Source organism: Candidatus Dormiibacterota bacterium, assembly GCA_035544955.1.
Lineage (GTDB): Bacteria > Chloroflexota > Dormibacteria > CF-121 > CF-121 > CF-13.
Map to the genome: position 1 here is coordinate 86,228 of DASZZN010000051.1, position 24,651 is coordinate 110,878.

24 protein-coding genes are annotated in these 24,651 nt (G+C 65.9%); 1 reads left to right on the forward strand and 23 read right to left on the reverse strand.

All coding sequences use genetic code 11. From position 1 onward, the window contains the following. Window positions 1-3 precede the first annotated feature (3 nt). The 19 genes from VHK65_18510 to tyrS form a co-directional block, all read right to left on the reverse strand. Complete coding sequence (locus VHK65_18510) at window positions 4-948, reverse strand: bifunctional riboflavin kinase/FAD synthetase (GenBank protein ID HVS08144.1); 945 nt, start codon at window positions 946-948, stop codon at window positions 4-6. Next, a complete protein-coding gene (gene truB / locus VHK65_18515) occupies window positions 945-1,823 on the reverse strand; it encodes a tRNA pseudouridine(55) synthase TruB (protein HVS08145.1) in 879 nt (292 codons plus the stop codon). The genes VHK65_18510 and truB overlap by 4 nt, the downstream gene beginning before the upstream one ends. Continuing rightward, window positions 1,820-2,848 (reverse strand): DHH family phosphoesterase, encoded by a 1,029-nt coding sequence (locus VHK65_18520; protein HVS08146.1) that lies wholly within the window; start codon window positions 2,846-2,848, stop codon window positions 1,820-1,822. The genes truB and VHK65_18520 overlap by 4 nt, the downstream gene beginning before the upstream one ends. Next, window positions 2,811-3,176 carry a 30S ribosome-binding factor RbfA gene (rbfA, locus tag VHK65_18525; GenBank protein HVS08147.1) on the reverse strand — a complete coding sequence of 122 codons (366 nt, stop codon included), beginning with the start codon at window positions 3,174-3,176 and terminating at the stop codon, window positions 2,811-2,813. Before rbfA ends, VHK65_18520 begins: the two co-directional genes overlap by 38 nt. A 58-nt stretch (window positions 3,177-3,234) precedes the next feature. After that, entirely contained in the window at window positions 3,235-3,780 is a 546-nt protein-coding gene (locus tag VHK65_18530) for a class I SAM-dependent methyltransferase (GenBank protein ID HVS08148.1), read from the reverse strand. A 124-nt stretch (window positions 3,781-3,904) separates the two neighbouring features. Next, entirely contained in the window at window positions 3,905-4,783 is an 879-nt protein-coding gene (locus tag VHK65_18535) for an LLM class flavin-dependent oxidoreductase (protein ID HVS08149.1), read from the reverse strand. 40 nt (window positions 4,784-4,823) lie between these two features. Beyond that, window positions 4,824-6,707, reverse strand: coding sequence for a translation initiation factor IF-2 (gene infB / locus VHK65_18540; protein ID HVS08150.1), 1,884 nt, complete (start codon window positions 6,705-6,707; stop codon window positions 4,824-4,826). A 179-nt stretch (window positions 6,708-6,886) separates the two neighbouring features. Further along, entirely contained in the window at window positions 6,887-7,168 is a 282-nt protein-coding gene (locus VHK65_18545; GenBank protein ID HVS08151.1) for a YlxR family protein, read from the reverse strand. After that, on the reverse strand, window positions 7,128-8,255 hold the full coding sequence (nusA, locus tag VHK65_18550; GenBank protein HVS08152.1) for a transcription termination factor NusA: 1,128 nt from the start codon (window positions 8,253-8,255) through the stop codon (window positions 7,128-7,130). Before nusA ends, VHK65_18545 begins: the two co-directional genes overlap by 41 nt. Next, window positions 8,255-8,740 carry a ribosome maturation factor RimP gene (gene rimP / locus VHK65_18555; protein HVS08153.1) on the reverse strand — a complete coding sequence of 162 codons (486 nt, stop codon included), beginning with the start codon at window positions 8,738-8,740 and terminating at the stop codon, window positions 8,255-8,257. The genes nusA and rimP overlap by 1 nt, the downstream gene beginning before the upstream one ends. Before the next feature lie 73 nt (window positions 8,741-8,813). Continuing rightward, window positions 8,814-9,683 (reverse strand): protein translocase subunit SecF, encoded by an 870-nt coding sequence (secF, locus tag VHK65_18560; GenBank protein ID HVS08154.1) that lies wholly within the window; start codon window positions 9,681-9,683, stop codon window positions 8,814-8,816. Between the two features lie 14 nt (window positions 9,684-9,697). Next, window positions 9,698-11,101 carry a protein translocase subunit SecD gene (gene secD, locus VHK65_18565; protein HVS08155.1) on the reverse strand — a complete coding sequence of 468 codons (1,404 nt, stop codon included), beginning with the start codon at window positions 11,099-11,101 and terminating at the stop codon, window positions 9,698-9,700. A gap of 79 nt (window positions 11,102-11,180) precedes the next feature. Then, complete coding sequence (tgt, locus tag VHK65_18570) at window positions 11,181-12,290, reverse strand: tRNA guanosine(34) transglycosylase Tgt (protein HVS08156.1); 1,110 nt, start codon at window positions 12,288-12,290, stop codon at window positions 11,181-11,183. Then, window positions 12,287-13,309 carry a tRNA preQ1(34) S-adenosylmethionine ribosyltransferase-isomerase QueA gene (queA, locus tag VHK65_18575; GenBank protein HVS08157.1) on the reverse strand — a complete coding sequence of 341 codons (1,023 nt, stop codon included), beginning with the start codon at window positions 13,307-13,309 and terminating at the stop codon, window positions 12,287-12,289. Before queA ends, tgt begins: the two co-directional genes overlap by 4 nt. Window positions 13,310-13,322: 13 nt before the next feature. Continuing rightward, the gene (gene ruvB, locus VHK65_18580) at window positions 13,323-14,345 is read right to left on the reverse strand and encodes a Holliday junction branch migration DNA helicase RuvB (GenBank protein HVS08158.1); all 1,023 of its coding nucleotides are present in this window, start codon (window positions 14,343-14,345) and stop codon (window positions 13,323-13,325) included. Beyond that, window positions 14,342-14,944: a Holliday junction branch migration protein RuvA gene (gene ruvA, locus VHK65_18585; GenBank protein HVS08159.1), complete on the reverse strand. Its 603-nt coding sequence runs from the start codon at window positions 14,942-14,944 to the stop codon at window positions 14,342-14,344. The genes ruvB and ruvA overlap by 4 nt, the downstream gene beginning before the upstream one ends. Beyond that, complete coding sequence (gene ruvC, locus VHK65_18590; GenBank protein HVS08160.1) at window positions 14,941-15,474, reverse strand: crossover junction endodeoxyribonuclease RuvC; 534 nt, start codon at window positions 15,472-15,474, stop codon at window positions 14,941-14,943. The genes ruvA and ruvC overlap by 4 nt, the downstream gene beginning before the upstream one ends. After that, on the reverse strand, window positions 15,475-16,230 hold the full coding sequence (locus VHK65_18595; GenBank protein ID HVS08161.1) for a YebC/PmpR family DNA-binding transcriptional regulator: 756 nt from the start codon (window positions 16,228-16,230) through the stop codon (window positions 15,475-15,477). A gap of 18 nt (window positions 16,231-16,248) precedes the next feature. After that, complete coding sequence (gene tyrS / locus VHK65_18600; protein HVS08162.1) at window positions 16,249-17,439, reverse strand: tyrosine--tRNA ligase; 1,191 nt, start codon at window positions 17,437-17,439, stop codon at window positions 16,249-16,251. Between the two features lie 89 nt (window positions 17,440-17,528). Between tyrS and VHK65_18605 the strand changes: the two genes are divergently transcribed. After that, entirely contained in the window at window positions 17,529-20,021 is a 2,493-nt protein-coding gene (locus tag VHK65_18605) for a transglycosylase domain-containing protein (protein ID HVS08163.1), read from the forward strand. On the opposite strand, the gene VHK65_18610 is transcribed toward VHK65_18605, so the two are convergent. Genes VHK65_18610 through pheS form a run of 4 tightly spaced genes read right to left on the reverse strand, consistent with a single transcriptional unit; the run spans window position 20,002 to window position 24,631 of the window. After that, the gene (locus VHK65_18610; GenBank protein HVS08164.1) at window positions 20,002-20,607 is read right to left on the reverse strand and encodes a DNA-3-methyladenine glycosylase; all 606 of its coding nucleotides are present in this window, start codon (window positions 20,605-20,607) and stop codon (window positions 20,002-20,004) included. The genes VHK65_18605 and VHK65_18610 overlap by 20 nt on opposite strands. A gap of 45 nt (window positions 20,608-20,652) precedes the next feature. Then, complete coding sequence (locus tag VHK65_18615) at window positions 20,653-21,213, reverse strand: CvpA family protein (GenBank protein ID HVS08165.1); 561 nt, start codon at window positions 21,211-21,213, stop codon at window positions 20,653-20,655. Beyond that, on the reverse strand, window positions 21,213-23,600 hold the full coding sequence (gene pheT, locus VHK65_18620; GenBank protein ID HVS08166.1) for a phenylalanine--tRNA ligase subunit beta: 2,388 nt from the start codon (window positions 23,598-23,600) through the stop codon (window positions 21,213-21,215). Before pheT ends, VHK65_18615 begins: the two co-directional genes overlap by 1 nt. Continuing rightward, window positions 23,600-24,631: a phenylalanine--tRNA ligase subunit alpha gene (gene pheS, locus VHK65_18625; GenBank protein HVS08167.1), complete on the reverse strand. Its 1,032-nt coding sequence runs from the start codon at window positions 24,629-24,631 to the stop codon at window positions 23,600-23,602. Before pheS ends, pheT begins: the two co-directional genes overlap by 1 nt. Between the last annotated feature and the right edge of the window lie 20 nt (window positions 24,632-24,651).

The window sequence follows — 24,651 nt, forward strand, 5'->3', positions numbered from 1 at the left end:
CGGTCAGGTGCGGCGTCTCCCAGACGGGACCGCGAGGATACGCCTGGCGTTCTCGACGTCGCGGGCCATCTGCTGCTGCAGCGCTGGGACCGTGGCAAACCGTTTCTCCGCGCGGAGCCGCTGCAGGAACCAGACCGTGATCAGCTTGTCGTACAGATTACCCTCGAAGTCGACGACGAAGACCTCGACCGTGAGGGTGTTCCCGCCGAACGTCGGGCGGACGCCGACGCTAGTTGCGCCCCCATACGTTTGGCCGGCGATATCGACCCGAGACGCGTAGATGGCATTCGGGGGGATCAGCTTATTGGGTTCGATGCGCATGTTGGCAGTGGGAAACCCGAGCTGGCGGCCGCGCTTGACGCCGTGCTCCACGCTAGAGCGTATGAAGTAGCCCCGACCGAGCAATTGGGCGGCGGCCCGAAGCTGGCCGAGCAGGACCAGGCGCCGGATCCGCGAGCTGCTGATGGGCTCCCGTCCGCGCAGCACCGTGGGGGCGATGTCGACGGTGAAGCCGTGCCTCGCTCCCAGCCGGCGTAAGAACGCGGGATCGCCACGCTGGCCATGCCCAAACCGGTGATTCTGGCCGACCACCATGCGGCGGAGTTCGATGCCCCGCAGGAGCCGCTCCATGAACGTCGCGGCACTCAGGGCGGCGATCTTTAGCGTGAAGGGGATTACGACCACGTGATCGAGGCCGAGCTGATCCAGCAGCCAGGTCTTCTCTTCGAGGGTCGTGAGGAGCGGCGGGCAATGATCCGGGTCGATCACGCACCGCGGATGGGGATCGAACGTGACCAGCACGCTGGCGGCACCGGCCGCGCGCGCGCCGGCGATGAGCGGCTTCAAGAGGGCCTGGTGGCCGCGGTGGATACCGTCGAAGCTGCCGATCGTCGCATGGCTCGGCCCGAGCATGCCGGGGGCGGGAAAGCCGAAGGTGACCGCCGTCATCCCATGAAGACCGCGCGCGGCTGGATTCGCCGGGTGGCGTCTGCCTCGCCCCAGGCGAGCAGCTCGCCGTCGGGGCCGAGGAGTCGATAGCGGCCGGCTGTCGTGTCCGGGGCGGGAACCGCCTGCCCCCGACGAACCGCTGCGGCGCCTGCGGCGTCCAGCGCCACCGCCGGCCAGTCGTGCAGCGGCAGGTCCATGGGAAGGAGCCAGCGGGTCCACCCCTCCCCCGCAGCAGCCAGCGTCGCCATCGGAACAGCGTCGGTCACCAACAGAGGGCCAACCGCGGTTCGCGTGAGGCCCGAGAGGTAGGCGCCGCACCCCAACGCCTGGCCCAGGTCCTGGGCAAGGCTGCGTACGTACATCCCACGGCCCGAGTTGATTTCCAGACGGCCGACCGAGGCCGCCGAGTCGTAGTCAAGCAAACGGATGGAAAAAATCTCCACCGGCCGCGCGCGCCGCTCGGGCACCTCGCCTCGCCGGGCTTTGCGATAGAGCGGCTCCCCACCCTGCTTGAGCGCCGAATACATGGGTGGCACTTGGTCGATCCGGCCGGCGAACGCCGGCAACTCCGCCTCGATCCGTTCGCGGCTGATGGCAGCTGGATCGCCAACCGGGGTGATCGTGCCCTCACGGTCGCCCGTGTCGGAGGTGAAGCCGAAGGTCACGGTTGCCATGTAGCTCTTGGGCCACTCGTGCACGAAGTCCGCCAACCGAGTGGCGTGGTTGATCAGGATCGGCAGGACCCCATCCGCCGCCGGATCGAGCGTGCCCCCGTGGCCGGCCTTCCGCACGCCTGGCAGCCGGCGCAGCATGCGGACGACGGCGAACGACGACGGTCCGGCCGGCTTGTTGACGTTCAGGATGCCCGATGTCACCCGAGGTCGTTCATGCGCGCACGGACTTCGGCGAGCACCTTGGCCTCCGCTTCCTTGAGCGGCAATGGCAGCTCGATCCCCGCGGCCCGTCGGTGGCCGCCACCGCCGAACCGGGCAGCGAGCTCGGCCGCGTCGACCTGGTCGCGACTCCGGATGCTGACCTTCGTCAGACGCGGGCCTGCCTCTTTGAAAAGGATCGCGAGCTCCTGGCCGCGGACGGTGTTGAGCTGGTCGATGGCGCTGTCGGCCTGGTCCGTCGTCGCGCCACTATCCCGTAGCCCGGCCTGGCTGATCGATCCCCAGACAAGGCGATCGCCGAACTCGTAATGCAGGCCCTGGAGGATCCGCCCCTGCATCCGTAGCGACGAGGCCGGCCGGCTCTTGAAGAGCCCGCGGGCGATCGCGACCGGATCTGCGCCGAACTGCACCAGCTCGGCCGCGGCGCGCAGTGCCTGCGCCGAGGTGTTGTCGTGTCGGAAGCCGCCGGTGTCAGAAAGGATCGTGGCGTACAGGCAGGACGCGGCACCCGGCGGAATGTCGATCTTCCAGGCCTTGAGCAGGTCGTAGACGAGCTCGCCCGTGGAGGCGGCGTCGGTGAGCACCAGGTTGATGGTGCCGAAGCGCGTGTTCGAGACATGGTGATCGACGTTGACCACCACCCGCGCCTGCGTCACCACCGGCTCGTAGCTGCCGGCACGCGACGCATCGCTCGCATCGAAGATGAAGACAGGGGTGCCAGCCGGCGGCGCCTGCTGGTTGACGCGCTCGATGCCGGGGAGGAACCACCAGGCACCCGGCACGGGCGGCGAGGAGAGCACGGGCACGGCCTTCCCGATCGGCTCCAGCGCGAGAGCGAGAGCCAGGGCCGAGCCGAGCGTGTCGCCGTCCGCATCTTTATGCGTGACCGCCGTCACGACTGGAACGTCGTCGATCACCTGCCAGATCCGAGGCGCCAGCTCGGCCACCTCGGGGCGCGGTGGAGCGAGCTCAGCTGCCGGCGTTTGGTTCCCCTTGCTGAACTTCACGCAAAAGCTGGCTCATTCGGACGCTATAGGCGACGCCCTCATCGAGCTGGAAATGCAGGTCGGGGGCGAACCGCAGGTTCGAGAGACGGGAGCCCAGCTCCCGCCGGATGAAACCTTTCGCGTGATCCAACCCGTCGATCGCAGCCTGGCGCGCATCGTCCTCGCCGACGACGCTCACCTTGACCGTCGCATTGCGAAGGTCAGGACTGAGCTTCACCTCACTGATCGTCGCCATCCCGATCCGGGGATCCTTGAGGTCGCGGATGATGATCTGACTGATTTCTTCGCGTAGTTGTGCGGCGACGCGTTCAACTCTATGAGTGCCCATATGTTCATTGTATGAACCGCGAATCGCTCTCCCTTCCGCGCCGGCGACGGTCCCTCAATCAGCCTCCCCCTCTGGGCAGGGTACCGGTAGGGGCTTTTTTCGCCAAAAGCAGGGTATGCCCACCCGTTCCTTCGGGAATGAACCGCGTCCAGAGAACCTCGAACCCGGCGTCCTTGACCCAGGCGAGGTAGGTCTCCCGGTCGGCATGGCTCCAGTACATGGGCGCGCCGTGCCAGTTCTCCTCGGTTCCCGTCCAGGCACCGCTCCCCACTGTCGCTAGCAGGTAGCCACCCGATCTGAGCCAGCGACTCAGCTTCCGAAAGATTCCGGGCTGCTCTTCTACAGGGACGTGAATGATCGCGAAGAACGACACGATTGCTCTAAAGTTCTCGGCCGGGAACGCAACCTCAGACATGTCCTGGCAGAGGAACTGAGCCGCGGGTACCAACCGACGAGCCCGCTCGACCTGGACCGGCGAGATATCGACGCCGGTCACCAAGAATCTTTCCGCCAATATCGCGGTTGCTGGGACTCCACAACCGCAGCCGAGGTCGAGGACCGGATCGCCGTCTTTGAGAAGCGGTGTGACTTCGGCTAGCCACATTTCATACCCAGGCCGCGACGCCCGCTCGCCCAGGTTGTCCTGTGATGGTCCCCGGCCCAAGTCGTCGCGATATTCGTACGAGATCCGGTCATAGCCCTCGCGAACGATCCTCTTCGGATCGATCTCAGGTTCTGGCGTCGAGCCTCTCCAACACCGGAGCTAGGGCTTCGATCGACGCTTCGGTGATCGGATCGATGACCAGCTGCACGTGGCCGATTCCTTCGCGCGCGTAGGCAAGCAGGGCGTCCGCAAGATCGTCAGCGCTCCCTTCGAGCGGTGTCACGTGCTCCGAGGCATCAGCCTCGCGAGGCTGGTCGGCCGCGCCGGGCAACCGAACCAGAACGGCGACCGTACGTTCTACGTCACTCGGCGTACGTCCGGCCACTGTGCAGGCGGCGTCGACCTTCGCCCTCAGCGGTGCGACGCCATCGGGTCGATTGCCGGTCCAGCTGTACCACGCATTCCAGCTGTCGACGTACGGTACCGTGAGCTCCAGCATCCGCTCGCCAATAGACCCCACCATCAGCGGTGGTCCGCCTGGACGCGGCCGCGGCAGGAGCTCGCAGTCTCGAGCCGAATAGAACTCTCCCGCGAAGTCGACGCGGCCTTCGCGCAGCAGGGAGCGAATGATGGTGAAGGCTTCGGCGAATCGCGCGACACGCCGGTCAAAGGGAAAGCCGAACGCCCGATATTCCGTCTCGTTCCATCCCGCACCCAACCCGAGGATGAGACGTCCACCGCTGATCTCGTCGACGGTCGCGGCCAGCTTGGCCAGCATCGCCGGATTGTGAAAGCTGGTGCAGGCGACCAACGGCCCAATCGCGATCCGGCTCGTCGCGGCGGCGATGCCGGCCAGCGTCGTCCAGGCCTCCCACGGACCCCTGGCTCCGTGGATCTCGTCACGATAGAGCAGGTGATCGCCCACCCACACCGAATCGAAGCCCAGCTGCTCGCCGAGTCGGGTCATGGCGACGATTTCCGGCCAGCGGACTTCGCGCTCCACCTCGGGCAGCTGGAAGCCGACCTTAAGCGGGCGCGTCGGATTACGCCTGTTTGACCTGGTAGGACTCGATGACGTCGCCCTGCTGGAAGTCCTGGTAGCCGTCGACCCGGATGCCGCACTCCAGTCCGGACAGCACCTCGTGGACGTCGTCCTTGAAGCGCTTGAGGCCCGCGATCTGGCCTTCGTGGATCGGCTTGTTGTCCCGCAGGATCTTGGCGAGAGACCCGCTCGTGATCTTGCCGTCCAGCACCCGCGAGCCGGCGATGATGCCCAGCTTCGGGATTTTGATCGGCGTGAGCACCTCGGCGCGGCCTTCCCAGACCTGGACGAAGGTGGGCTCGTACAGCCCCTTGATGGCGCGTTCGATGTCGTTGGTGACGTTGTAGACGACGTCGTAACTGCGAATGTCGACCTTCTCCCGCTCGGCCGCTTTCTGGGCGAGCGCGTCGGACTTGACATTGAAAGCGATGACGAGCGCGTTGGAGACCGCCGCCAGCAGGATGTCCGACTCCGTCACGGTGCCGACACCCTCGAAGACGATCTTGATCTGCACCTGGGGGTCCTGGATCTTGAGCAACGAGCCCTTGAGCGCCTCCACCGAGCCATTGCTGTCGCCCTTGATGACAAGGTTCAGGTCCTTGACGGCGCCCTTCCCGATCTGCGCCGACAGGTCGGCCAGCGTGACCCGGCGCGTCTGCGCCAGGGTCGCGACACGGTACTGCTCCGCTCGCTGGCCCGCAATGGTCCGCGCGACCTTCTCGCTGGAGACCACCTGGAAGATATCGCCCGCGGTGGGCACATCGGGCAGGCCGGTGACAACGGCCGGCGTCGCCGGCCCGGCTTCCTTCATCTTCTTGCCTCGATCATCGAGCAGCGCGCGCACCTTGCCGAAGATGTGCCCGACCACGAGGTTGTCGCCGATCCGAAGCGTGCCACTCTGCACGAGCACGGTCGCGACCGGGCCGCGGCCCTTCTCCAGGTGGGCGTCGATCACGGTGCCGGCGGCCAGTTTGGCCGGGTTGGCCTTGAGGTCCTGAAGGTCGGCAACGAGAAGGATCATCTCGAGCAGCTCAGAGAGCCCAGTCTTCTGCTTGGCGGAGACGGGCACCATGACGGTTTGCCCACCCCACTCTTCGGGCACGAGACCCTGCTCGGAGAGGGCCTGCTTGACCCGATCGGGGTTGGCGCCCTCCTTGTCGATCTTGTTGATCGCCACCACGATCGGCACCTGGGCCGCCTTGATATGCGAGATCGCCTCGACCGTCTGCGGCATGACGCCGTCATCGGCAGCAACCACGAGCACGGCAACGTCCGTGACCTGCGCGCCGCGGGCGCGCATGGCGGTGAACGCTTCGTGACCGGGGGTGTCGAGGAAGACGATGCGCCGCCCTTTCTCCTCGACAACGTAGGCGCCGATGCTCTGGGTGATCCCACCGGCTTCGCCGGCGGCCACCTTGGTCTCGCGCACGGCGTCGAGCAGCGAGGTCTTGCCATGGTCAACATGACCCATGACGGTGACCACTGGCGGCCGGACTTTCAGGTTCTCGGCCGCTTCGCCATCGGTGCTGAAGAGCTCCGAACGCGTGGTCAGCTTGACCTGGGTGGCCTCACCTTCGCCGACGACTTCCTCGGCGATCGCCGAATCCATGGCCATCGGGCTGGCCTGGACCCCGAAGCTGTCGGCGACGATGGCAGCCGTCTCGAAATCGATCTGCTGGTTGATGTTCGCCATGACACCGTTCTTCATCAGCTCTTTGATGATGTCGACCGTCTTGACGTCCAGGTATTCCGCCAGCTCTTTGACGGAGAGCGTCGGGGGCAGTTGAACCTTGCCTTCGGCGACCGCCTTCTTCGCCTCAGCGGCCTGGCCGGCCGCGAACTGGGTGCGCACGGACGACTCCTGTTCCGGCGTCAGCACCGCCATGGCGTGGCGTGGTGCGTGGCGGGTCGGGCGCAGGAAATCGAGGATATCCCGGGCCTCGACGCCGAGGTCGCGGGCGAGCTGCTGAACCTTGATACCGCGAGTTGTTGTAGCTATGAGTGACCTATCCTTTGCAATTCAACTGGCAATAATAGCCTGAGTCCCCCTGCCAGGCGGTGGACTCAGGTCATTATTCCCTGCCGAAGCCGCTCCCAATCTTGCGCCGTGACCGTGGAGCCGAGTGCCCGGTCGAGCGCCCGTCGCTTCTGCGCCGCCTCCCAGCAGGCCCCCTCGCGGCAAAGGTAGGCGCTCCGGCCGGCAACCCGACGCGGATCGACCACGAGCGTCCCATCCACCATCGCCAGCCGATGCAGGGCCGACCGGGGCTTGACCTGGCGGCAGCCGACGCAGCTGCGAAGCGGCTCAGGACGCGCCGCCGTTAGCCTCCATCGTCCCTGGGACATTTCCCTCCCCCGCTTGCGGGGGAGGGTCAGGGTGGGGGCCTGCCCCACCTTCCACCGTCGGCTTGATGTCGATCCTCCACCCGGTCAGCTTGGCCGCCAGCCGGGCGTTTTGGCCATCCTTGCCGATCGCCAGGGAGAGCTGGTTCTCCGGCACGTGGGCGGTGGCGGTTCGCGAGTCCCGGTCGATGTCCACGTTTAGGACCTGGGCCGGACTGAGCGCGTTCGCCACCAGCTGGCCAGGGTCGTCCGCCCAGGGGATGATGTCGACGCGCTCCGACCCCAGTTCGCCAACCACGCTTCGGATGCGCACGCCACGCGGGCCGACGCAGGCGCCCACCGGATCGATGCCATCCTGGTTGGCGGAGACCGCGACCTTGGTTCGGACGCCGGGCTCACGCGCCAGGGCGCGGATGACGACCGCACCCGACGTCAGCTCCGGAATCTCGAACTCCAGCAGGCGCCGAACCAACGCCTTATGCGCCCGCGACACCAGGACCTGCGCCCCGCGGCTTCGCTTGCGTTCCTCCAGCAACAGGACCTTTAGGTGCTGGCCGACCCGAATCGTTTCGTCGGGAATCTGCTCTTCAGGTGGCAGCACGGCCTCTGCCTTTCCCAACTCGATATAAATCGTGCGCCCGTCGGGTCGTTCCACGACCCGCTCGACGATGCCGCTCACCATTTCGCCCTTGTGCTCGAGAACATCCTTGAGCACCTGGTCCTTCTCCGCGTCCCGCAAACGCTGGAAGACCACCTGCTTGCTGATTTGCGCCGCCAGGCGTGCGAAATCCTCGGTCGGCAGCGGGACGTCGATCAGGTCGCCGAGCGAGGCCGGGCCCAGCTTGATCGCGTCCTCGAGGCTGATCTCCGTTGCGGGATCGGTCGCCATCTCGACCACCCGGCGCCGGCCAAAGATGGCGATCTGGGCCGTATCCGGATCGACATGCACGCGAATGTTCTCCGGCGGATTGAAGGCGCGCCGGTAGGCGGTGGCCAGCGCGGTTTCCATCAGACTCAGGAGTGATTGCTTGGAGATCCCCTTCTCCTCCTGAACCTGGTCGAGCGCCTTGAGGAAGTCTGATTTCAGCATCAGCGCCGCGACAAGTCGATCGCCAACCGGGCGGAGACGATATCCACCAGCGGGATTGCGACCGTCCTCAGATGCTTGCCCTCCCCCAGTTGCAGCTCGATCATGTCGTCAGACACGGCGGTGAGCCGTCCTTCGGCAACCTGCTCGCTGTCGCCCAGGCGGTAACGGACATTCGCGCGCCGGCCGATGAAGCGTCGGTACTCGTCGAGGTTGCGCAACGGACGCTCGGCGCCCGGCGAGGACACTTCGAGCTCGTAGCGGGTGGGGAATGGATCGGCCTGGTCGAGCAAGGCGCTGACCGACTTGCTCACCCGCTCGCAATCGGCGAGCGTCACGCCTTCGGATCGGTCGATGCGCACTCGCAGGGTCGTGGAGGCGCCGCTGCCGGCGACGGCGAGGTCGTACAGCTCGTAGCCGAGGAAGCTGAGGGTCGGCATGATCAATTCCCGGATCTGATCGAGCTGATTCGTTGTTGGCGGGGTCACCAGGAAAAGAAAAAGGGCCGACGGCCCCGCTTTGCACAGTTCGTATTCACTTGCTCCTGAGTATAGGACTCCGTTACCGTGGGTCGAGCCGCCTCCAGACCACGAGCAGGGGACTCGCGTTGAAGATCGATGAGTAGGTGCCGCTGACGATGCCGATCAGTAGCGCCAACGTGAAGCCCTTGATGTTTTGCGGCGAGATCAGGAACAGCGCGACCAGGACGAAGACGACCGTCATCGAGGTGTTCAGCGATCGGGCGAGCGACTGGATGATGCTCAGGTTGACGTTCTGCTCGAAGGTCAGGCGGCTCGCCTGCCGCAGGTTCTCGCGGATCCGGTCGAAGATGACGATCGTGTCATGGACCGAGAAACCGATCACCGTGAGCACGGCCGTGACGAACAGCGTATTGATTTCGCCGAGCGGCAAGTTGAAGACCTTGCCGAGGATCGAGTAGATGCCCGTCAAGAGGAAGACGTCATGCAGCAGCGCGAGGATGGCGCAGACGGCGAACTTGTAGTTGAAGCGAAAGCTCAGGTAGATGACGATCAGGATGGAGGCGATCGCGATCAGGCCACCCGATCCCACGACCAGCTCCCTGGCGATCGTCGGACCGACCTGCGCGTAGCTCGACTTGGATGGGTCCAGCGGGAATTTCTGGGCGAGGTCGGCCCGGATGGTCGTCTCCTGCGCGGAGGAGAGCGGTTTGGTCGTGATCAGGACGCCGTTGGGCCCGGCCTGCTGCACCGTCGCCTCGACATTGAACGTGTCCATCTCTTTCTGGACGACCGAGGCCTGAACCGGCCGGGTGAAGGCCAGGTTGTACTGGTCGCCGCCGGCGAAGTCGATCCCCAACCGGAAGCCGAAGAGTGCCATCGAGATGATCCCGGGCAGGATGATCGCCAGCGACAGGAGGAAGTACCAGTTGCGCCGGCCGACGATGTCCATCTAGCGGATCCCCCTCAGGCGGCCTTGGGCGCCGAGACGCCGTAGAAGGCCAGCCGTCGAGCCGGCCGCAGTCCGGCGAGGATCTGCAGGAACTGCTGGGTAGTGACAACAGCGGAGAACATGCTGACCGCGACGCCGATCGCCAGCGTGATAGCAAATCCCTTGATGAGGGGAGCACCGAAGAAATAGAGCACGAAGCAGGTGATCAGCGTCGAAATGTTGGAGTCGCGGATCGCTGGCCAGGCCCGATGCACGCCGGCCTCCATCGCGGCACCCAGTGTCCGGCCCGCCCGTAACTCTTCCTTGACGCGTTCGAAGATCAGGACGTTGGCATCGACCGCCATTCCGACCGAGAGGATGAACCCGGTCAGGCCGGCGAGCGTCAGCGTGACGCCGAACAGCTTGAAGATGGCGAGCGCGATCGCCGCGTAAAGCAGCAGCGCGATGCTCGCCACCACGCCCGGGAGCCGGTAATAGAGAAGCATGAAGAGGATGACGATGGTGAGCCCGAAGGCGCCCGCCAGCAAGCTCAGCTTGACGGTCGAGGCGCCGAGGGTGGCGCCGACCTCGGTTGCCGAGGCGAGCGAGACGGTGCCGGGCAAGGCTCCAGAGTTGAGCTGGATGGCCAGGGCCTGCGCACTGGCGGCGGTGAAGCCGCCGGTGATGATGGCGCTGCCGCCGCAGATCTCGCTGATGACGTTCGCGTCTTCCACCAGGTTCTTGTCGATGAAGATCGCGAGCTTGTTCTGCGGGTCACCCTGCGGATGCGTGACGCGGTCGCGCGTAAAGGCGCAGAACATGTCGCTGCCTGGTCCATTGAACGAGATCGTGACGTCGGGGAGGTTGGTGTTGGGATCCGTCGAGCGGCTGGCGTTGGTGATCATGCTGCCGTCGATGCCCGTGTACACGGGCTTGTACCCGGAGTACTTCTGAGCATCAGTCGGATTCAGCTGCTGCAGGGTCGCGGCATCGGGCGTCCCGGGCTCCCATTTCCAGATTGTCAGGTAGGAGGTCTTGCCCAGGATCTGTTTGGCCTGCTCCAGGTCCACGCCCGGCAACTCGACGATGATCCGGTTCTGACCCTCCGGCCGTACGACCGATTCCGCATACCCGCTGCTGTTGACGCGGCGCTCGATGATCGAGACCGCAATGTCGCGGGCCGCCTGCTGGGTGATCCCGGAACGCACATTGGTGATCTCGAGCTCGAGATGCGTGCCGCCCTGAAGGTCGAGGCCCTTGTGGACGAAGATCTGCTGGTCGAAGCCCAGGAATGGGATGGACAGCGTCGGAATGCCGCGGATCGGCCCGGTCAGGGGCTGGTTGGTGGCCAGCCGGTAGACGTAGGCGAACCCGTCGATGAAGATGGCAATCACGGCAACGACGGCAATCAGTGCCAGGAGTCGACGATCGACGCGCATGCGAGGGAAAGTATAGGTGAGGCCCGATGAGAAACCGTTAGATTCCCTCCCCGTCTGGGGGAGGGCAGGGTGGGGGTCGTCACGGTAGCGGCGCGAGCGCCCACTGGTTACGCAGCGACGTCATCGCCTGATCCAATCCACTGGTGCCAATCGTCTCGCGGATTTGCGCCACGAGTCGCACCAGCAGCCTCAAGTTGTGAATTGACGCCAGCCGGTGGCCGAGGATTTCGCCGGCCATGAAGAGGTGGCGGAGGTAGGCGCGTGAAAAGCGCTGACACGTGTAGCAGTCGCAACCGTCGTCCGGCGCACCGTGGTCCTCGATGAACTGGCGATTGCGAAGGTTGATACGGCCGCCACGAGTCAGGATCGATCCGTTGCGGGCGATCCGGGTCGGCAGCACGCAGTCGAACATGTCGATGCCCCGACCGATCGCCTCCACCAGATCGGCGGGCGTGCCCACGCCCATCAGGTAGCGCGGGCGGTCGCGCGGCAGGATCGCCGTCTGCAACGAGAGCAACCGGTAGGTGACAATCTTCGGTTCCCCCAGACTCAGCCCGCCGACGCCGAAGCCGTCGAACGGCAGCTGACCGAGGACGGCGGCGCTCTCCCGGCGAAGCTCGTCGTCGAACCCACCCTGGACGATCCCGAAGCGGAGCTGACCGGGAGCCGCCTCCGCCGTCAGACAGCGCTCTGCCCATTGGTGCGTTCGCTCCATGGCCACCCGGGCCATCGCGTTCGCTGCCGGCCAGGAGACCGGCTGGTCGAACGCCATCGCGATGTCCGATCCCAGCTGGCGCTGGATCGCCATGACCGACTCGGGCGTGAAGCGCTGCTCGCTCCCGTTGAGGTGCGAGCGGAACGTGGCGCCGTCGTCGCTCACCTTCACCAGGTGATCGAGGCTGAACACCTGGAACCCGCCGCTGTCGGTCAGGATGGCGCCCTCCCAGCCCATGAATCGATGCAGGCCACCAAGGCGGGCAATCCGATCCGCGCCCGGGCGGAGCGCGAGGTGGTAGGTGTTGCCCAGCAGCACCTGCGCTCCCAACTCGCGCACCTCGTCGGGCGTGAGCGCTTTGACCGTCGCCTGAGTGCCGACCGGCATAAACGCCGGGGTGTCGATCACGCCGTGGGAGGTGTGCAAGCGCCCGCGCCGCGCACCACCTTCTTCCGCCAGCAGCTCGAAGCTCACGGGCTGATCAACATACAGTCACCGAAGCTGTAGAAGCGGTAGCGCCGCTCGATCGCCCGCGCGTAGGCCGCCAGGATCCGGTCGCGCCCCGCAAAGGCGCTGACCATCATCAGCAGCGTGCTCTTCGGCAGATGAAAGTTGGTCAGCATTGCGTCGACGACCCGAAACCGGTAGCCGGGCAGGATGAACAGGCTGGTCCATGCCTCCCCCGCCGTGACGCCCTTGTCGTGGGCGGCACTCTCCAGCACCCGGACGGACGTGGTGCCGACGGCAACCACCCGCTTGCCCAGCCGGCGTGCCTCGTTGATGGCACGGGCCGTGTCTTCGTCGATGCGGTACCACTCGCGATGGATTCGGTGTTCAACCGCGTCGTCGACCCGCACCGGCCGGAAGGTGTCGAGACCGACATGCAGCGTCACGAACGCGATGGCCACGCCGCGGTTGCGGAGCGCCGACAGAAGCGCGGGCGTGAAGTGCAGGCCCGCCGTGGGCGCGGCCGCTGACCCTTCCGCGCGCGCGTACACCGTCTGGTAACGCTCGCGGTCGCGGAGTCGCTCCTTGATGTACGGCGGCGTCGGCATCTGGCCGATCCGTCGGACTTCGGCAAGCGGATCGGCGACGCCATTGAGCCGGACCGTTGCGGTCTCCCCGTCCCGCCCCTCGACGGAGACGGCCAACGCCGAGTTCTCGAACTTCACCCGCGACCCGACCCCGAGCCGGCGGGCCGGCCGGATCAGCGCTTCCCAGCGGTGCGTTCCCTCGGGCAGCGGGCGCAGGAGCAGCACCTCCGCCTCTCCCCCGTCGCGTCGCCGCCCGATCAGCCGGGCCGGCAGCACGCGACTGTCGTTGAGCACCAGGACGTCGCCGGTCTCCAGGTAGCGCGGTAGATCCCCGACGGTGCGATCAAGCGTGCCACCCGATTGATCGAGAACCATCATGCGTGCCGCGTCCCGCTCGTCGGGCGGCTGCTGGGCGATCAGCTCCGCTGGCAGCTCGTAGTCGAAGTCAGCAGTCCTCACCCCGGGACTGAGACTAGAAGAGTCGAGGCTGCTCGCTGCTGCTCGCCTTGACCAGGCCGAGATGGTCGTAGGCGAGCTTGGTCGCCACTCGGCCGCGGGGCGTTCGGGCGAGGAAGCCGAGCTGCATCAGGAAGGGCTCATAGACGTCCTCGACCGTTTCCGGATCCTCCGATACCGACACCGCGATGGTGTCGAGCCCGACCGGACCCCCCTCGTACTTCTCGACGATGGTGCGGAGGATCCGCCGGTCGATGGTGTCGAGACCGAGCTCGTCGACTTCGAGCATGGCCAGGGCGTCGAAGGCGATCCGCTCGTCAATCCGCCCCTGAGCCCGTACCTGGGCAAAGTCACGAACGCGCCGTAGCAGCCGGTTCGCGACTCGCGGCGTCCCGCGAGCCCGGCTGGCGATGACGCGGGCGCCTGGATCGTCGATCGTGACCTTGAGCAAGGCGGCGGACCGGATGACGATCGCGAACAGTTCGTCGGCCCCATAGAAGTAGAGCGCGTAAGTGGCGCCGAAGCGGTCCCGCAGGGGGGCCGAGAGCATGCCCTGCCGGGTGGTCGCCCCGATCACGGTGAAGCGCGGCAGCTGGAGGCGAATCGACTGGGCGCCGGCGCCCTTGCCGCTGACGAAGTCGAACTTGAAGTCCTCCATCGCCGGGTAGAGCGACTCCTCGACCGGTCTGGCGAGCCGGTGGATCTCATCGATGAAGAAGATGTCGCGGTCCTCAAGGTTGGTCAGCATGGAGGCGAGCGCGCCCTGGTGCTCGATCGCCGGACCCGACGTAGTCCGAATACTGACCCCCATCTCGTTCGCCATGATGTTCGCCAGCGTCGTTTTGCCCAAGCCTGGTGGCCCGGCGATCATGATGTGTTCGATCGGCTCGTCTCGGCCTTTGGCTGCCGCGATGAGAATTTGCAGGTTCGCCTTGACCCCATCCTGCCCGATGAACTCGCTCAAGTGGCGTGGGCGAAGGCTGCGATCGAACTCCTGGTCCTCGGTGCGTTCCTCGCCGGTGATGATGCGGTCGGTCATCCGCGATCCAGTCCTTTGAGGGCAACGGTCACGAGCTGCTCGACCGAGTGGCTGCCGCCGTTGCCGGCGGTCGCCTGCCGGACCGCTTCCTTTGCCTCAGCGGGCGTGTAGCCCAGGCCGGTCAGCACCTCGAGGGCCTTGGCGACGGCATCGCCACCGGACCCGGCCGGTACCCGCGCCTCCTCGCCATACAACTCATCCTTGAGTTTCCCCTTGAGCTCGAGGACGACCCGGGCGGCGGTCTTCGGGCCGATGCCTGGCACCGTGGCAAGCAGGGCCGCATCCTCCTGCAGCACCGCCCGCTTGAGCACGCGCAGCTCGGCCCGGCTGAGGATCCCGAGCCCCGCCTTCGGGCCGATTCCCTTGACCGAGAGCAGCAGTTTGAAGAACGTCAGCTCGTCCTGGGTGAGAAAGCCGAAGAGGCCGAGCGCGTCTTCACGCACATACGTATAGGTGTGCAGACGGACACGCTCACCAGCGCGCGGCAACTCGGCAAGGGTGCGGGTGCCCACGGTCACCAGGTAGCCGACGCCGTGGACGTCGACGATCACCGAGTCGGAACCTCGCTGGGCCAGGACGCCCTCGAGGGTTGCGATCAAACGCGGACCCCAGCGGGAGCACGGCTGGTGATCATCCGAAGGCGGCCGCTGTGATGGTGGCAGATCGCGACCGCCAGGGCATCGATTGCATCGTCCGAACGGGGAAGCTCGCGAGTGGCAAGCAGCGACTGGACCATCTTCAGCATCTGGCCCTTGGTGGCGCCCCCGTAGCCGGTGACCGAGAGCTTGACCTGGTTGGGCGTGTACTCATGAACATCCGCGCCGGCCTCCACGGCGGAGAGGAGCGCGACGCCGCGCGCCTGGCCGACCGCCATGGCGGTGCGGATGTTCTTGCTGAAAAAGAGTTCTTCGAAGGCCGCGGCCCGGGGGCGCAATTCCGCCATCAGTGCGCGAAGCTGCTCGGCGAGAATGCCCAGCCGCTTCGGTTCCGAGATGTTCGCGGGCGTCTTGACAGTCCCGCAGGTAATGAGGAAAAGGCGTCCGTTCTGCCGGCGGACCGCGCCGTAGCCGGTGTCCGCCAGGCCCGGGTCGATGCCCAGGACCACGAGTCCGTCGCTGGTGGTTACCACCTAGACACGTTCGCTGATGCGTTCCAGGACGTCCGCCGGAACATCCATGTTCGAGTACACCGACTGCACATCATCGTGCTCTTCGAGCGCGTCCAGGAGCTTGAGGATGGAGGGAGCCGTCGCCTCATTCAGCAAAACCAGTTGCGAGGCGTTCATGGTGACTTCCGCCGAGTCGATCTTGTAGCCCTTCTTCTTCAGGCCCTGCTGGACCGGCTCGAGCTTGGCCGGATCGGTGACGACGTCGACCGCCTTGCCGTCGACGCGCGCGTCGCTGGCGCCCATATCGATCGCCTCCAGACCGATCTCGTCCGGGTCGCGACCGTTGGCGTCGATGACGATCTGGCCCTGCCGTGTGAACATCCAGGCCACGCTACCGGTGGCGCCCAGATTGCCGCCAGCCCGGCTGAAGAGGTTCCGGATTTCACCGCTGGTGCGGTTGCGGTTGTCGGTCAGCGTATCGACCATGATCGCCACGCCATGCGGGCCATAGCCCTCGAAGCGAAGTTCCTCGAGCGTGGCGCCGCCCAGCTCACCCGTGCCACGTTTGATGGCGCGCACGACGTTGTCCTGCGGCATGTTGACGTCGCGGGCCTTCTCCATCGCCAGGCGGAGGCGATAGTTGCCGTCGGGGTTGCCCCCGCCCTCGCGGGCGGCGAGGCTGATCTCTCGCGCCATCTTGGTGAACTGCTGGCCCTTCTTGGCGTCGGTGAGGGCCTTCTTGTGCTTGATCGACGACCACTTTGAATGTCCTGACATCTTCTCCCCGCCGAGAGTCTACCGCAGCTTCAGCCGCACCACTCGGTGCGAGCCGCGCCGCAAGACCCAGCCGTCCTGGGGTGTGACTTTCTCTTCCGCCGAGGCCACCGGCTGATCGTTCATGGTGAGACCGTGCTGGCCCACGAGCCGGCGGGCTTCGCCCTTACTGCTGGCAAGTCCAGCGTCGACGAACAGTTGCGCGATGGTCCGCTCACCCGGCACCACGGACACCTCCTCGGGCTGTGCGTTGCGAAACGCGCCGCCCTCCTGGCGGTAGGTATCTGGCGACGCATCCGGGTGGAACTGGTGGACGAGGCGCTCGGCCCAGCGCTGCTTGACATCGCGCGGATTCTCGCCCTCGCGAAGGGCGCGGGCTTCATTCGCGATCTCGGCCGGGGTCGCATTGGTTGTCAGTTGCAGGTAACGCACGATGAGATTGTCAGGCACGGCCATCGCCTTGCGATACATGATGTCCGGGGGTTCGTCGATCCCGATGTAGTTATCCAGACTCTTGCTCATCTTCTGCACACCGTCGAGCCCTTCGAGGAGCGGCATCGTCTGGATGTCCTGCGAAGGCTGGCCATAGGCCTCCTGGATGTCCCGACCGACCAGCAGGTTGAACGTCTGATCGGTGCCACCCAGTTCGAGGTCCGATTTGACCGCCACCGAGTCGTAAGCCTGCAGCAGCGGATATAGCAACTCGTGCATGCCGACCGGCCGGCCCTCCTTGGTGCGCTTGGCGAAATCATCCCGCGCCAGCATGCGGGCGACGGTGTATCGGCTCGTCAATTGGACGACGTCTTCGAGCCGCATCTTGTCGAACCACTCCGATTGATAGCGGACCTCCGTCTCGCCCTTGTCGAGGATCTTCCAGGCCTGGTCGAGGTAGGTCCTCGCGGCCGCCGTGACCTCTTCTTTCGTCAACTGAGGCCGCGTCACGTTCTGGCCGGACGGGTCACCAATCCGAGCCGTCCAGTCGCCGATGATCAAGACCGCCTTGTGGCCGTGCTCCTGGTAGCGGCGTAGCGCCCGGAGGACGACGGTGTGGCCGAGGTGGATGTCGGGCCGGGTCGGATCGAGTCCGAGCTTTACCCGCAAGCGGTCGCCGCGCTCGATGCGGTTCTTCAAATGCGCGCGGTCGATGAGGTCGACGGCGCCCGCGCTGACCGCGTCATAGGCCCCGTGATCAGGGTTTTGTCGCATCTTCATCGTTTCGTCACGCGTTCTAGACGCCGAGTATATACGCGGATGACGGAATTGCCTGTGCTTTTTTAACGATCTCAACCGTTGTACACGCGGTGTCGCCAGAGAAGCACCGGTTTGCCCGGCTCGCCGCTATCCGTGTGCTCACCATCAGCCGGATCAAGCGGCGGCGGCGCGGCCATGGGCCCAAGATTCTCATCGTGGCGGTCACGCTCCTGGGCCTGCTCAGCCTCGGTGGCGGTGCCGAGGCGGTCGACAAGTACCAGACCTATACCCGCGACCTGCCGAACCCCAGCTCACTCAACCCGAAGGAACTCGCGCAGGCGACCAATATCTACGACCGTAACGGCGTGCTGCTCTATGTCAAGCACACCGACGGCGTGATCCGAACGGTGATCCCGCTGTCCGCGATCTCCCCACACCTGATCGACGCCACCATTGCGCTGGAAGACCGGCAGTTCTATACCCATCAAGGGATCGACTTTCCCCGCATCGTCGCGGCGGCGATCGCCGACCTCACCCATCAGCGCGTGGAACAGGGCGCCAGCACGATCACCCAGCAGCTCGTCAAGCGCATGTTCGTGGGGAGCGCGAACTCCATCGAGCGCAAGGTCCGCGAAGCGACCCTAGCCCTCGAGATCGAGCGTCGCTTCACCAAGAACGAGATCCTGACCCTCTACCTCAACCAGATCTTCTACGGGCACGAGGCCTACGGCATCGAGGCCGCGGCCCAGACCTACTTCGCCAAGCCGGCAAAAGATCTGGACATCGCCCAGGCCGCCATGCTTGCCGGTATTCCGAACGCGCCCTCGAGTTTCGACCCATACAATCCAGCGACCGCCGCCCAGGCAATGAGTCGCCAGGATGTGGCGTTGCGCGCCATGCTCCGCGACCACTACATCAGCCAGCCAGAGTACGACAAGGCGGTCAAAGAGACGCTCACGTTTCAGGACGGGAGTATCCAGCGCGACCTGAAGGCGCCCTGGTTCGTCGACTATGTGCTGCGCCAGCTGAGTCAGAAATATGGGGACGCCGTCGTCGCGGGCGGCGGTCTGCGGGTCACGACCACGCTCGACTACAACCTGCAGCGGATCGCCGAGCAGGCGGTCTCCAACAATGTGAACCGCCCTGACCTGAAGGCGCGCAACGTCAACAACGGGGCAGCCGAGGTGATCGATCCCAACACCGGCCAGGTGCTCGCCATGGTCGGCAGCGCCAACTATTACGACCAGGCGATCGGCGGTCAGTACAACGTCATCACGGACGGGCAGGGGCGGCAACCAGGCTCCTCCTTCAAGATCTACGTTTACGCGACAGCCCTGGCCAACGGCTATGCGCCATCGACCCTGATCCTTGACAAGCAGGGCAAGATCAACGGCCACCCCTTCGTCGACTGGGACCATCGGGACGAGGGCGTCATCACGATCCGGCGCGCGCTGGTGGAGTCGCGCAACATCCCGGCGATCGAGCTACTGAACCAGCTGGGTTACGACCGTGTCTTCCAGACGGCGCGCATGATGGGCCTAACGAACTCGAACCTGACGCCGGAACGCGGCCTCGCGCAGGCGATCGGCGCCACCGAGGTCGTGCCGATGCAGCACTTCAACGCCTATGGCGTGCTGGCGTCGGGCGGCATCTACCACGATCCGACCGTCATCCTCAAGGTGGTCGACAGCCAGGGCCAGGTGCTGCAGGAGTGGAAGCCGGACGCGGGCGTTCGCGTGCTCCCGGCGCAGGTCGCCTACATGATCAGCGACATCCTGCGTCCGGTCGGCGCGGCGCTGAACATCAAGCGGCCGTTCGCCTCCAAGACCGGCACCACCGAAAACTGGCGCGACTCGTGGTTGATCGGGTATAGCCCGGACGTCGTCGTCGGCGCCTGGATGGGCCACACCTGTGCCGGTGGCTGCCCGGCCAATGTCAACTCCAACCTCAACGTGGTCTGGGGCGTGCAGGGCGCCGGGCTGATCTTCAAGGACATCTTCAACGCGTATGAAGCGAACAAACCGGTCAGGGACTTCGCAGTGCCGGACGGGCTCAAGCGCGTCAACATCTGCCTGCCCAGCGGGTTGCTGGCCACCGTGAGCTGCCCCACGACCCTCGCCGACTGGTTCATTGCCGGCACCTCGCCCACCCGCTACGACGACTGGTGGCAGCCGCTGCGGGTCTGCACCACGGACGGCCTGCTCGCCACCGCCGACATTCCGACCAACCTCACGACGGTAAAGAGCTTCATCGTCTATCCGCCTGGATACCCGGAGGAGATGAAGGACAAGAACCTCCCGCAGGCGCCCACGCAGAACTGCCAGCTCTTTACGGAGACCACGTCGCCGACGCTGACGCTGGCACAGGCGCCGCTGTCCGACGGCGGCGTGCTGGTCACCGCCACCGCGACCGATGACGAAGCGGTCAAGGAAGTCGACTTCTTCCTCGATGGGGCCAGCAAACCGATCCGGTTGACGCAGGCCCCCTACACCTTCGCGATCAGGGGCTCCTCGGGCAGCACGCACACGCTGAGCGTGCAGGCCTACGACTACAACCCCGCCAACGCCCCGGCGGTGCAGACGCTCACCGTGACGCTCCCTTAGGGCCCGACACCGAGCGGCTGCCGAGCACCGCGAAACGATAGGGCAGATCGATGGCTCGCGAAATGCCGATCCGCCGTGATCGGGCCACGTCCCGATCGGGCACGGGCGAACCGGCAGCGAGTCCTAGTGGCCCGCGGGTGAAGTCGCGGCCATCGTCCGTAAGGGTCAGGCCGAAGGCGCGGCCGATCTTTCCGGGGCCGCTCAGCAGCCGCGCTTCCGGCCCCCGATCGCCGCGGGCTCGCATGATCTCGACTCCGGCAAGGGGCTCCAGGGCCCGAAGGAGCACGGCGCCAGCGGTGCCGGGAAGCTCCGCCGTGACGTTGAGGCAGTAGTGCATCCCGTATGTGAAGTAGACGTAGGCATAGCCGGCCGGGCCGAACATCACCGCATTACGAGGGGTGCGACCGCGGAACGCGTGCGATGCGGCGTCGGCGTCGCCCGTGTACGCCTCGGTCTCGACGATGCGGCCGGCCAGCAACCCCTCCGGCGTCTTGTAGAACAACACGCGCCCGAGCAAGTCCCGAGCCAGCACCACCGGGTCGCGGGCAAAGAACCGGCGCGGCAGGCGCGGGGTCGTCAGGGCCACGTTGGCTTAATTAGCAGATTGGCCAGGCCGCCGGTTGCGTCGGCGCTAGTGGCTCAGAAGCTGGGTGAAGTAGCTGCTGATGCTGCTGGGCAGCACGAGCGAGAAGATCGTCCGCGTCAGTGGCTCGAAGGCGTAGAAGTGCGGAGCCAGCAGTGAACCGTTGAACCAGTCCTGGGCCGTCAGGAACGCCGGCGGGTAAGCGTAGCCGCCCGGCAGCTTCGCGTTGACCAGGCCAATCCCGACGATCAGCATGACGGTCACCTCGAACGCGCCCACGACCGCGCCCGCCAGCAGCCCGGTGACCCGGTCGAATGCCGGTGCGATCATGGCATCGAGGTAGCGCTGATAGACCGCGCCGAGCACCTCGAAGAGGACGATCGCGAGGGTCACGATCACGGTGTAGGTGATGACGTGGGCCCAGAGGGCCGAGGTGATGCCGAACGTGGTGGCGATGTAGGTGGACGTGTTCGCGCTCGTCAGGGTGGCTGCGCCCACGCCGGCGAAGAGTCCGGCAAAGGCGACGATCCGCCGCACCAGCCCGAACGCCCAGCCGAGCGAGATGTTCAGAAACAGGATGCAGACGATGATCAGGTCCAGGAAGTCCATCAGGACCGCACCTCGGCCCCCAAGCGCGATCTGAGGCCGTCGATGATGCGCTGCTGAACCGCGGCGACCTCCTCGTTTAAGAGGGTCCGGTCGTCGGCCTGGTAATGCAGGCGGAATGACAGGCTGCGGGCACCAGCCTCCAGCTGGGGCCCCTGGTATTCGCTCACCATAGAGATGTCCCGCAACGTGTAACCGCCCAGCTCCCGGATAACTTGCAGCACCGCGCTGGCCGCGATCTTGCCCCGAATCACGACCGTAAGGTCCCGCCGGACCCCCGGAAAACGCGGCAACGGCCGGGCTTGCGGCGTCTGTCGCCCACCCGCCGAAAAGCGGTCGAAGAGAACCTCCGCCACCACCACCCGGCCGGGAAGGCCAAGCCGGGCCAGGACCTGCGGGTGGACCTCCCCCACGACCCCGATGGGCTCGCTGTCCTCGACGACCTCACCGGTGCGTCCCTGGTGGAAACCGGCAAACCTCCCCCGATCCGAGTCGGCGAACTCGGCTTGTTTGAAGTCGGTCGATGGCATTGCGAAACGGTCTCGCAGGGTCGCGAGCGTCGCCTGCATGGCGCGTAGTTCGGCGACCGCGGCGTCGGCGCCCCCGGCCGGAACATGGGCCGCGAGGGCCAACACCATCGACTCGTCGACTGCAGTCGACGTGTTTTTCCAGAAGACGGAGCCGAGCTCGAAGAGGCGTGCGCCTCCCTGGTCCTGGCGAGCGTTGAAGGCCAGCGCCTCGAGGAGGCCGGGCAGCAGGCTGCGACGCAGCGCGTCGCGGTTCTCGGCCATCGGGTTCTTGACCTTCACCAGGGCTGGAGCTGCCACGGGCATCGCGATCTCGAGCGTCCCCTCCGCGCTGACCATGCTGCTGGTCACGGCCTCATCGAGCTCGCGACCGGCAAGCACCTCGCGCGCGGTCTCGTCGGCGTCCCCTCGCCCGTACAGGTCGCGGACGGGGATGCGAGCTCCGGGTAGGGTGCTCGGGACCCGGTCGTAGCCGTAAATGCGGCCAATCTCTTCGACCAGGTCCTCGGGAATCGCGCAGTCGAGGCGGAACTCTGGCGGCTGTGCGCGCAACACGCGGTTGGTGTTCTCCACCTTGAAGCGAAGGCGCTGCAGGATACTGGCAGCCTCCCCGAGTTCGACACTCACGCCGAGGACACGCTCGATGCGCTCGGCGCCCACCTCGATCGTGATCGGCTTGAGCGGGTGGGGATAGACGTCGGTCGATGTCGTCGGCGTTCCACCCGCCAGTTCCGTGACCAGGGTCGCCGCCCGCTCGACCGCGGGGAGGCTGAGCGCCGGGCTCAACCCCTTTTCGAAGCGCGACGAGGCTTCGGTGCGCAGGCCTAGCACGCGTGCCGTCCGCCGAATCGACCGCGGCTCCCAGTTGGCGGCCTCGAGGAAGATGTCGGTCGTCCCCGGCTGGACGGCGCTGGGGGCGCCACCGATGATGCCGGCGATCCCCTGCGCCCGCTCGGTATCGGCCACGACCATGTCGCCGGACGTCAGCCGCCGCGTCTTCCCATCGAGGCCGGCCAGTTCCTCACCGTCGCGAGCCCGCCGGACCACGATCCGCCCATCCTTGAGACGCCGGTAATCGAAGGCATGCATCGGCTGGCCGGTTTCGAGCATCACGTAATTCGTGATGTCGACGACGTTGCTGATCGGCCGGACGCCGGCGGCCCGGAGCCGCGCCTGCATCCAGGGGGGCGAGGGCGCGACCGTCACTCCGGTGATCAGTCGGCCGACGAACCGGCGGCAACCGTCGGCGGCGTCGATGCGGACCAGCTCTGGCGCCCCGTTGGTGCGCGCCTTTACGATCTTCGGCTCGCGCACCGGGAGATTGAAGATGGCACCAACCTCTCTCGCGATGCCCAGATGGCAGAGCAGGTCGGGGCGGTTCGACTTGATCTCGAGCTCGAGAATGGTGTCGCGCGGGTAGAGCTCGTGGAGATCTTGGCCGGGCACAGCCCCGGGGTCGAGGACCATGATCCCCGCGGCGTCCTCACCCAGGCCGAGCTCGATCGCGGAGCAGAGCATGCCGGCCGACGGGAAGCCGAGAAAGGTCTTGGTTTCGATGCGGCGGTCGCCAAGGCGCGACCCAAGCGTCGCATACGGCACCCGGTCGCCGACGGCGATATTCCACGCGCCGGAGACCACCTCCACCACCGCGGCGCCAGTGGTCACGCCTACGATCTGGTTCTTCGTCGATCCAGGAAGCGGCCGCAGGCGCTTGACCTCGGCGACGATGACGCCATCGAAGTCGACCTCTTGCTGAGCGATCCCCGCGACCTCATTTCCGGCGAGGGTCAGTCGCTCGGCTAACGTCTCGACATCGACCGAGATGTCCACGAATTCCTTGAGCCAGTTGAGTGAAATCAGCATCAGAATTGCCGCAGAAAACGCACGTCGTTCTCGAGGAACAGGCGAAGGTCGGTCACGTTGTACTTGAGCATCGCCAGCCGGTCCAACCCGGCGCCAAAGGCGAAGCCGGAGTAATGCTCCGGGTCGATGCCACCGTTGCGAAGCACCTGGGGATGTACCATCCCGGCGCCCAGGATCTCCAGCCAGCCGCCCTTACAGCTGCGACAGCCCGTGCCACCGCAGATTCCGCAGGAAACGGCCGCTCCGATGCTCGGCTCGGTGAAGGGGAAGTGATCACCCACGATTCGAATGCGCCGGTCGGGACCGAAGAGCGAGCGTGCGAAATACTCGATCGTCCCCTTCAGGTCGGAGAGCCGGATATCGTGATCCACGACGAGACCCTCGAATTGATAGAACTGCGCGCCGTGCGAGGGATCCGTCGCGTCACGGCGGTAGACGGCGCCGGGGGCGATGATCCGGATCGGCGGCTTGTGGCTCTGCATGTAGCGGATCTGCACCGGTGACGTGTGCGTACGGAGCAGCAGCTTGTCGGCCTCGACGTAGAAGCTATCCATCGTGTCGCGCGCGGGATGTTCCTCGGGAATGTTGAGTGCCTCGAAGTTGTGAAACTCATCCTCCACCTGGGGGCCCAGCGCGACCTCGTAGCCGAGCCGGGAAAAGATCGCCTTCACCTCGCGCAGGATCAGCGTCAGGGGATGCAGGTGACCGCGGCGCACCGGGTTCGGCACAAACGACAGGTCGACCCACTCGGTATCGCCCAGAGCGGTGTGGCGTTTCGCCTCGAGCCCGCCCATCCGCTGGTTGATCCACTGAAAGATGTCTGCCTTGAGCTGATTCGCCTCCGACCCGGCGGCGGCCCGGTCGGCAGCCGGTAGGCTTCCGAGCCGCCTGAGGATCGCGGTCAGCTCACCCTTCTTCCCGAGCAAGCCGACGCGAAGGTCTTCGAGCGCCCTGTAGTCGGTCGCGGCCTCGATGCGGTCGCGCGCGCTCGCCCTGAGCTGCTGGAGTTCGCCCGCAACACCCTGCGTCAATTCAACCGAGCGCTGGGGGC

Bases quoted from the DNA above. Each gene is read 5' to 3' on its own strand.
- VHK65_18510 (HVS08144.1), bottom strand. From the start codon at position 948: ATGACGGCGGTCACCTTCGGCTTTCCCGCCCCCGGCATGCTCGGGCCG.
- rbfA (HVS08147.1), bottom strand. From the start codon at position 3,176: ATGGGCACTCATAGAGTTGAACGCGTCGCCGCACAACTACGCGAAGAA.
- VHK65_18530 (HVS08148.1), bottom strand. From the start codon at position 3,780: ATGTGGCTAGCCGAAGTCACACCGCTTCTCAAAGACGGCGATCCGGTC.
- infB (HVS08150.1), bottom strand. From the start codon at position 6,707: ATGGCGGTGCTGACGCCGGAACAGGAGTCGTCCGTGCGCACCCAGTTC.
- VHK65_18545 (HVS08151.1), bottom strand. From the start codon at position 7,168: ATGTCCCAGGGACGATGGAGGCTAACGGCGGCGCGTCCTGAGCCGCTT.
- nusA (HVS08152.1), bottom strand. From the start codon at position 8,255: ATGCTGAAATCAGACTTCCTCAAGGCGCTCGACCAGGTTCAGGAGGAG.
- secF (HVS08154.1), bottom strand. From the start codon at position 9,683: ATGGACATCGTCGGCCGGCGCAACTGGTACTTCCTCCTGTCGCTGGCG.
- secD (HVS08155.1), bottom strand. From the start codon at position 11,101: ATGCGCGTCGATCGTCGACTCCTGGCACTGATTGCCGTCGTTGCCGTG.
- ruvB (HVS08158.1), bottom strand. From the start codon at position 14,345: ATGACCGACCGCATCATCACCGGCGAGGAACGCACCGAGGACCAGGAG.
- VHK65_18595 (HVS08161.1), bottom strand. From the start codon at position 16,230: ATGTCAGGACATTCAAAGTGGTCGTCGATCAAGCACAAGAAGGCCCTC.
- tyrS (HVS08162.1), bottom strand. From the start codon at position 17,439: ATGAAGATGCGACAAAACCCTGATCACGGGGCCTATGACGCGGTCAGC.
- VHK65_18615 (HVS08165.1), bottom strand. From the start codon at position 21,213: ATGGACTTCCTGGACCTGATCATCGTCTGCATCCTGTTTCTGAACATC.
- pheT (HVS08166.1), bottom strand. From the start codon at position 23,600: ATGCTGATTTCACTCAACTGGCTCAAGGAATTCGTGGACATCTCGGTC.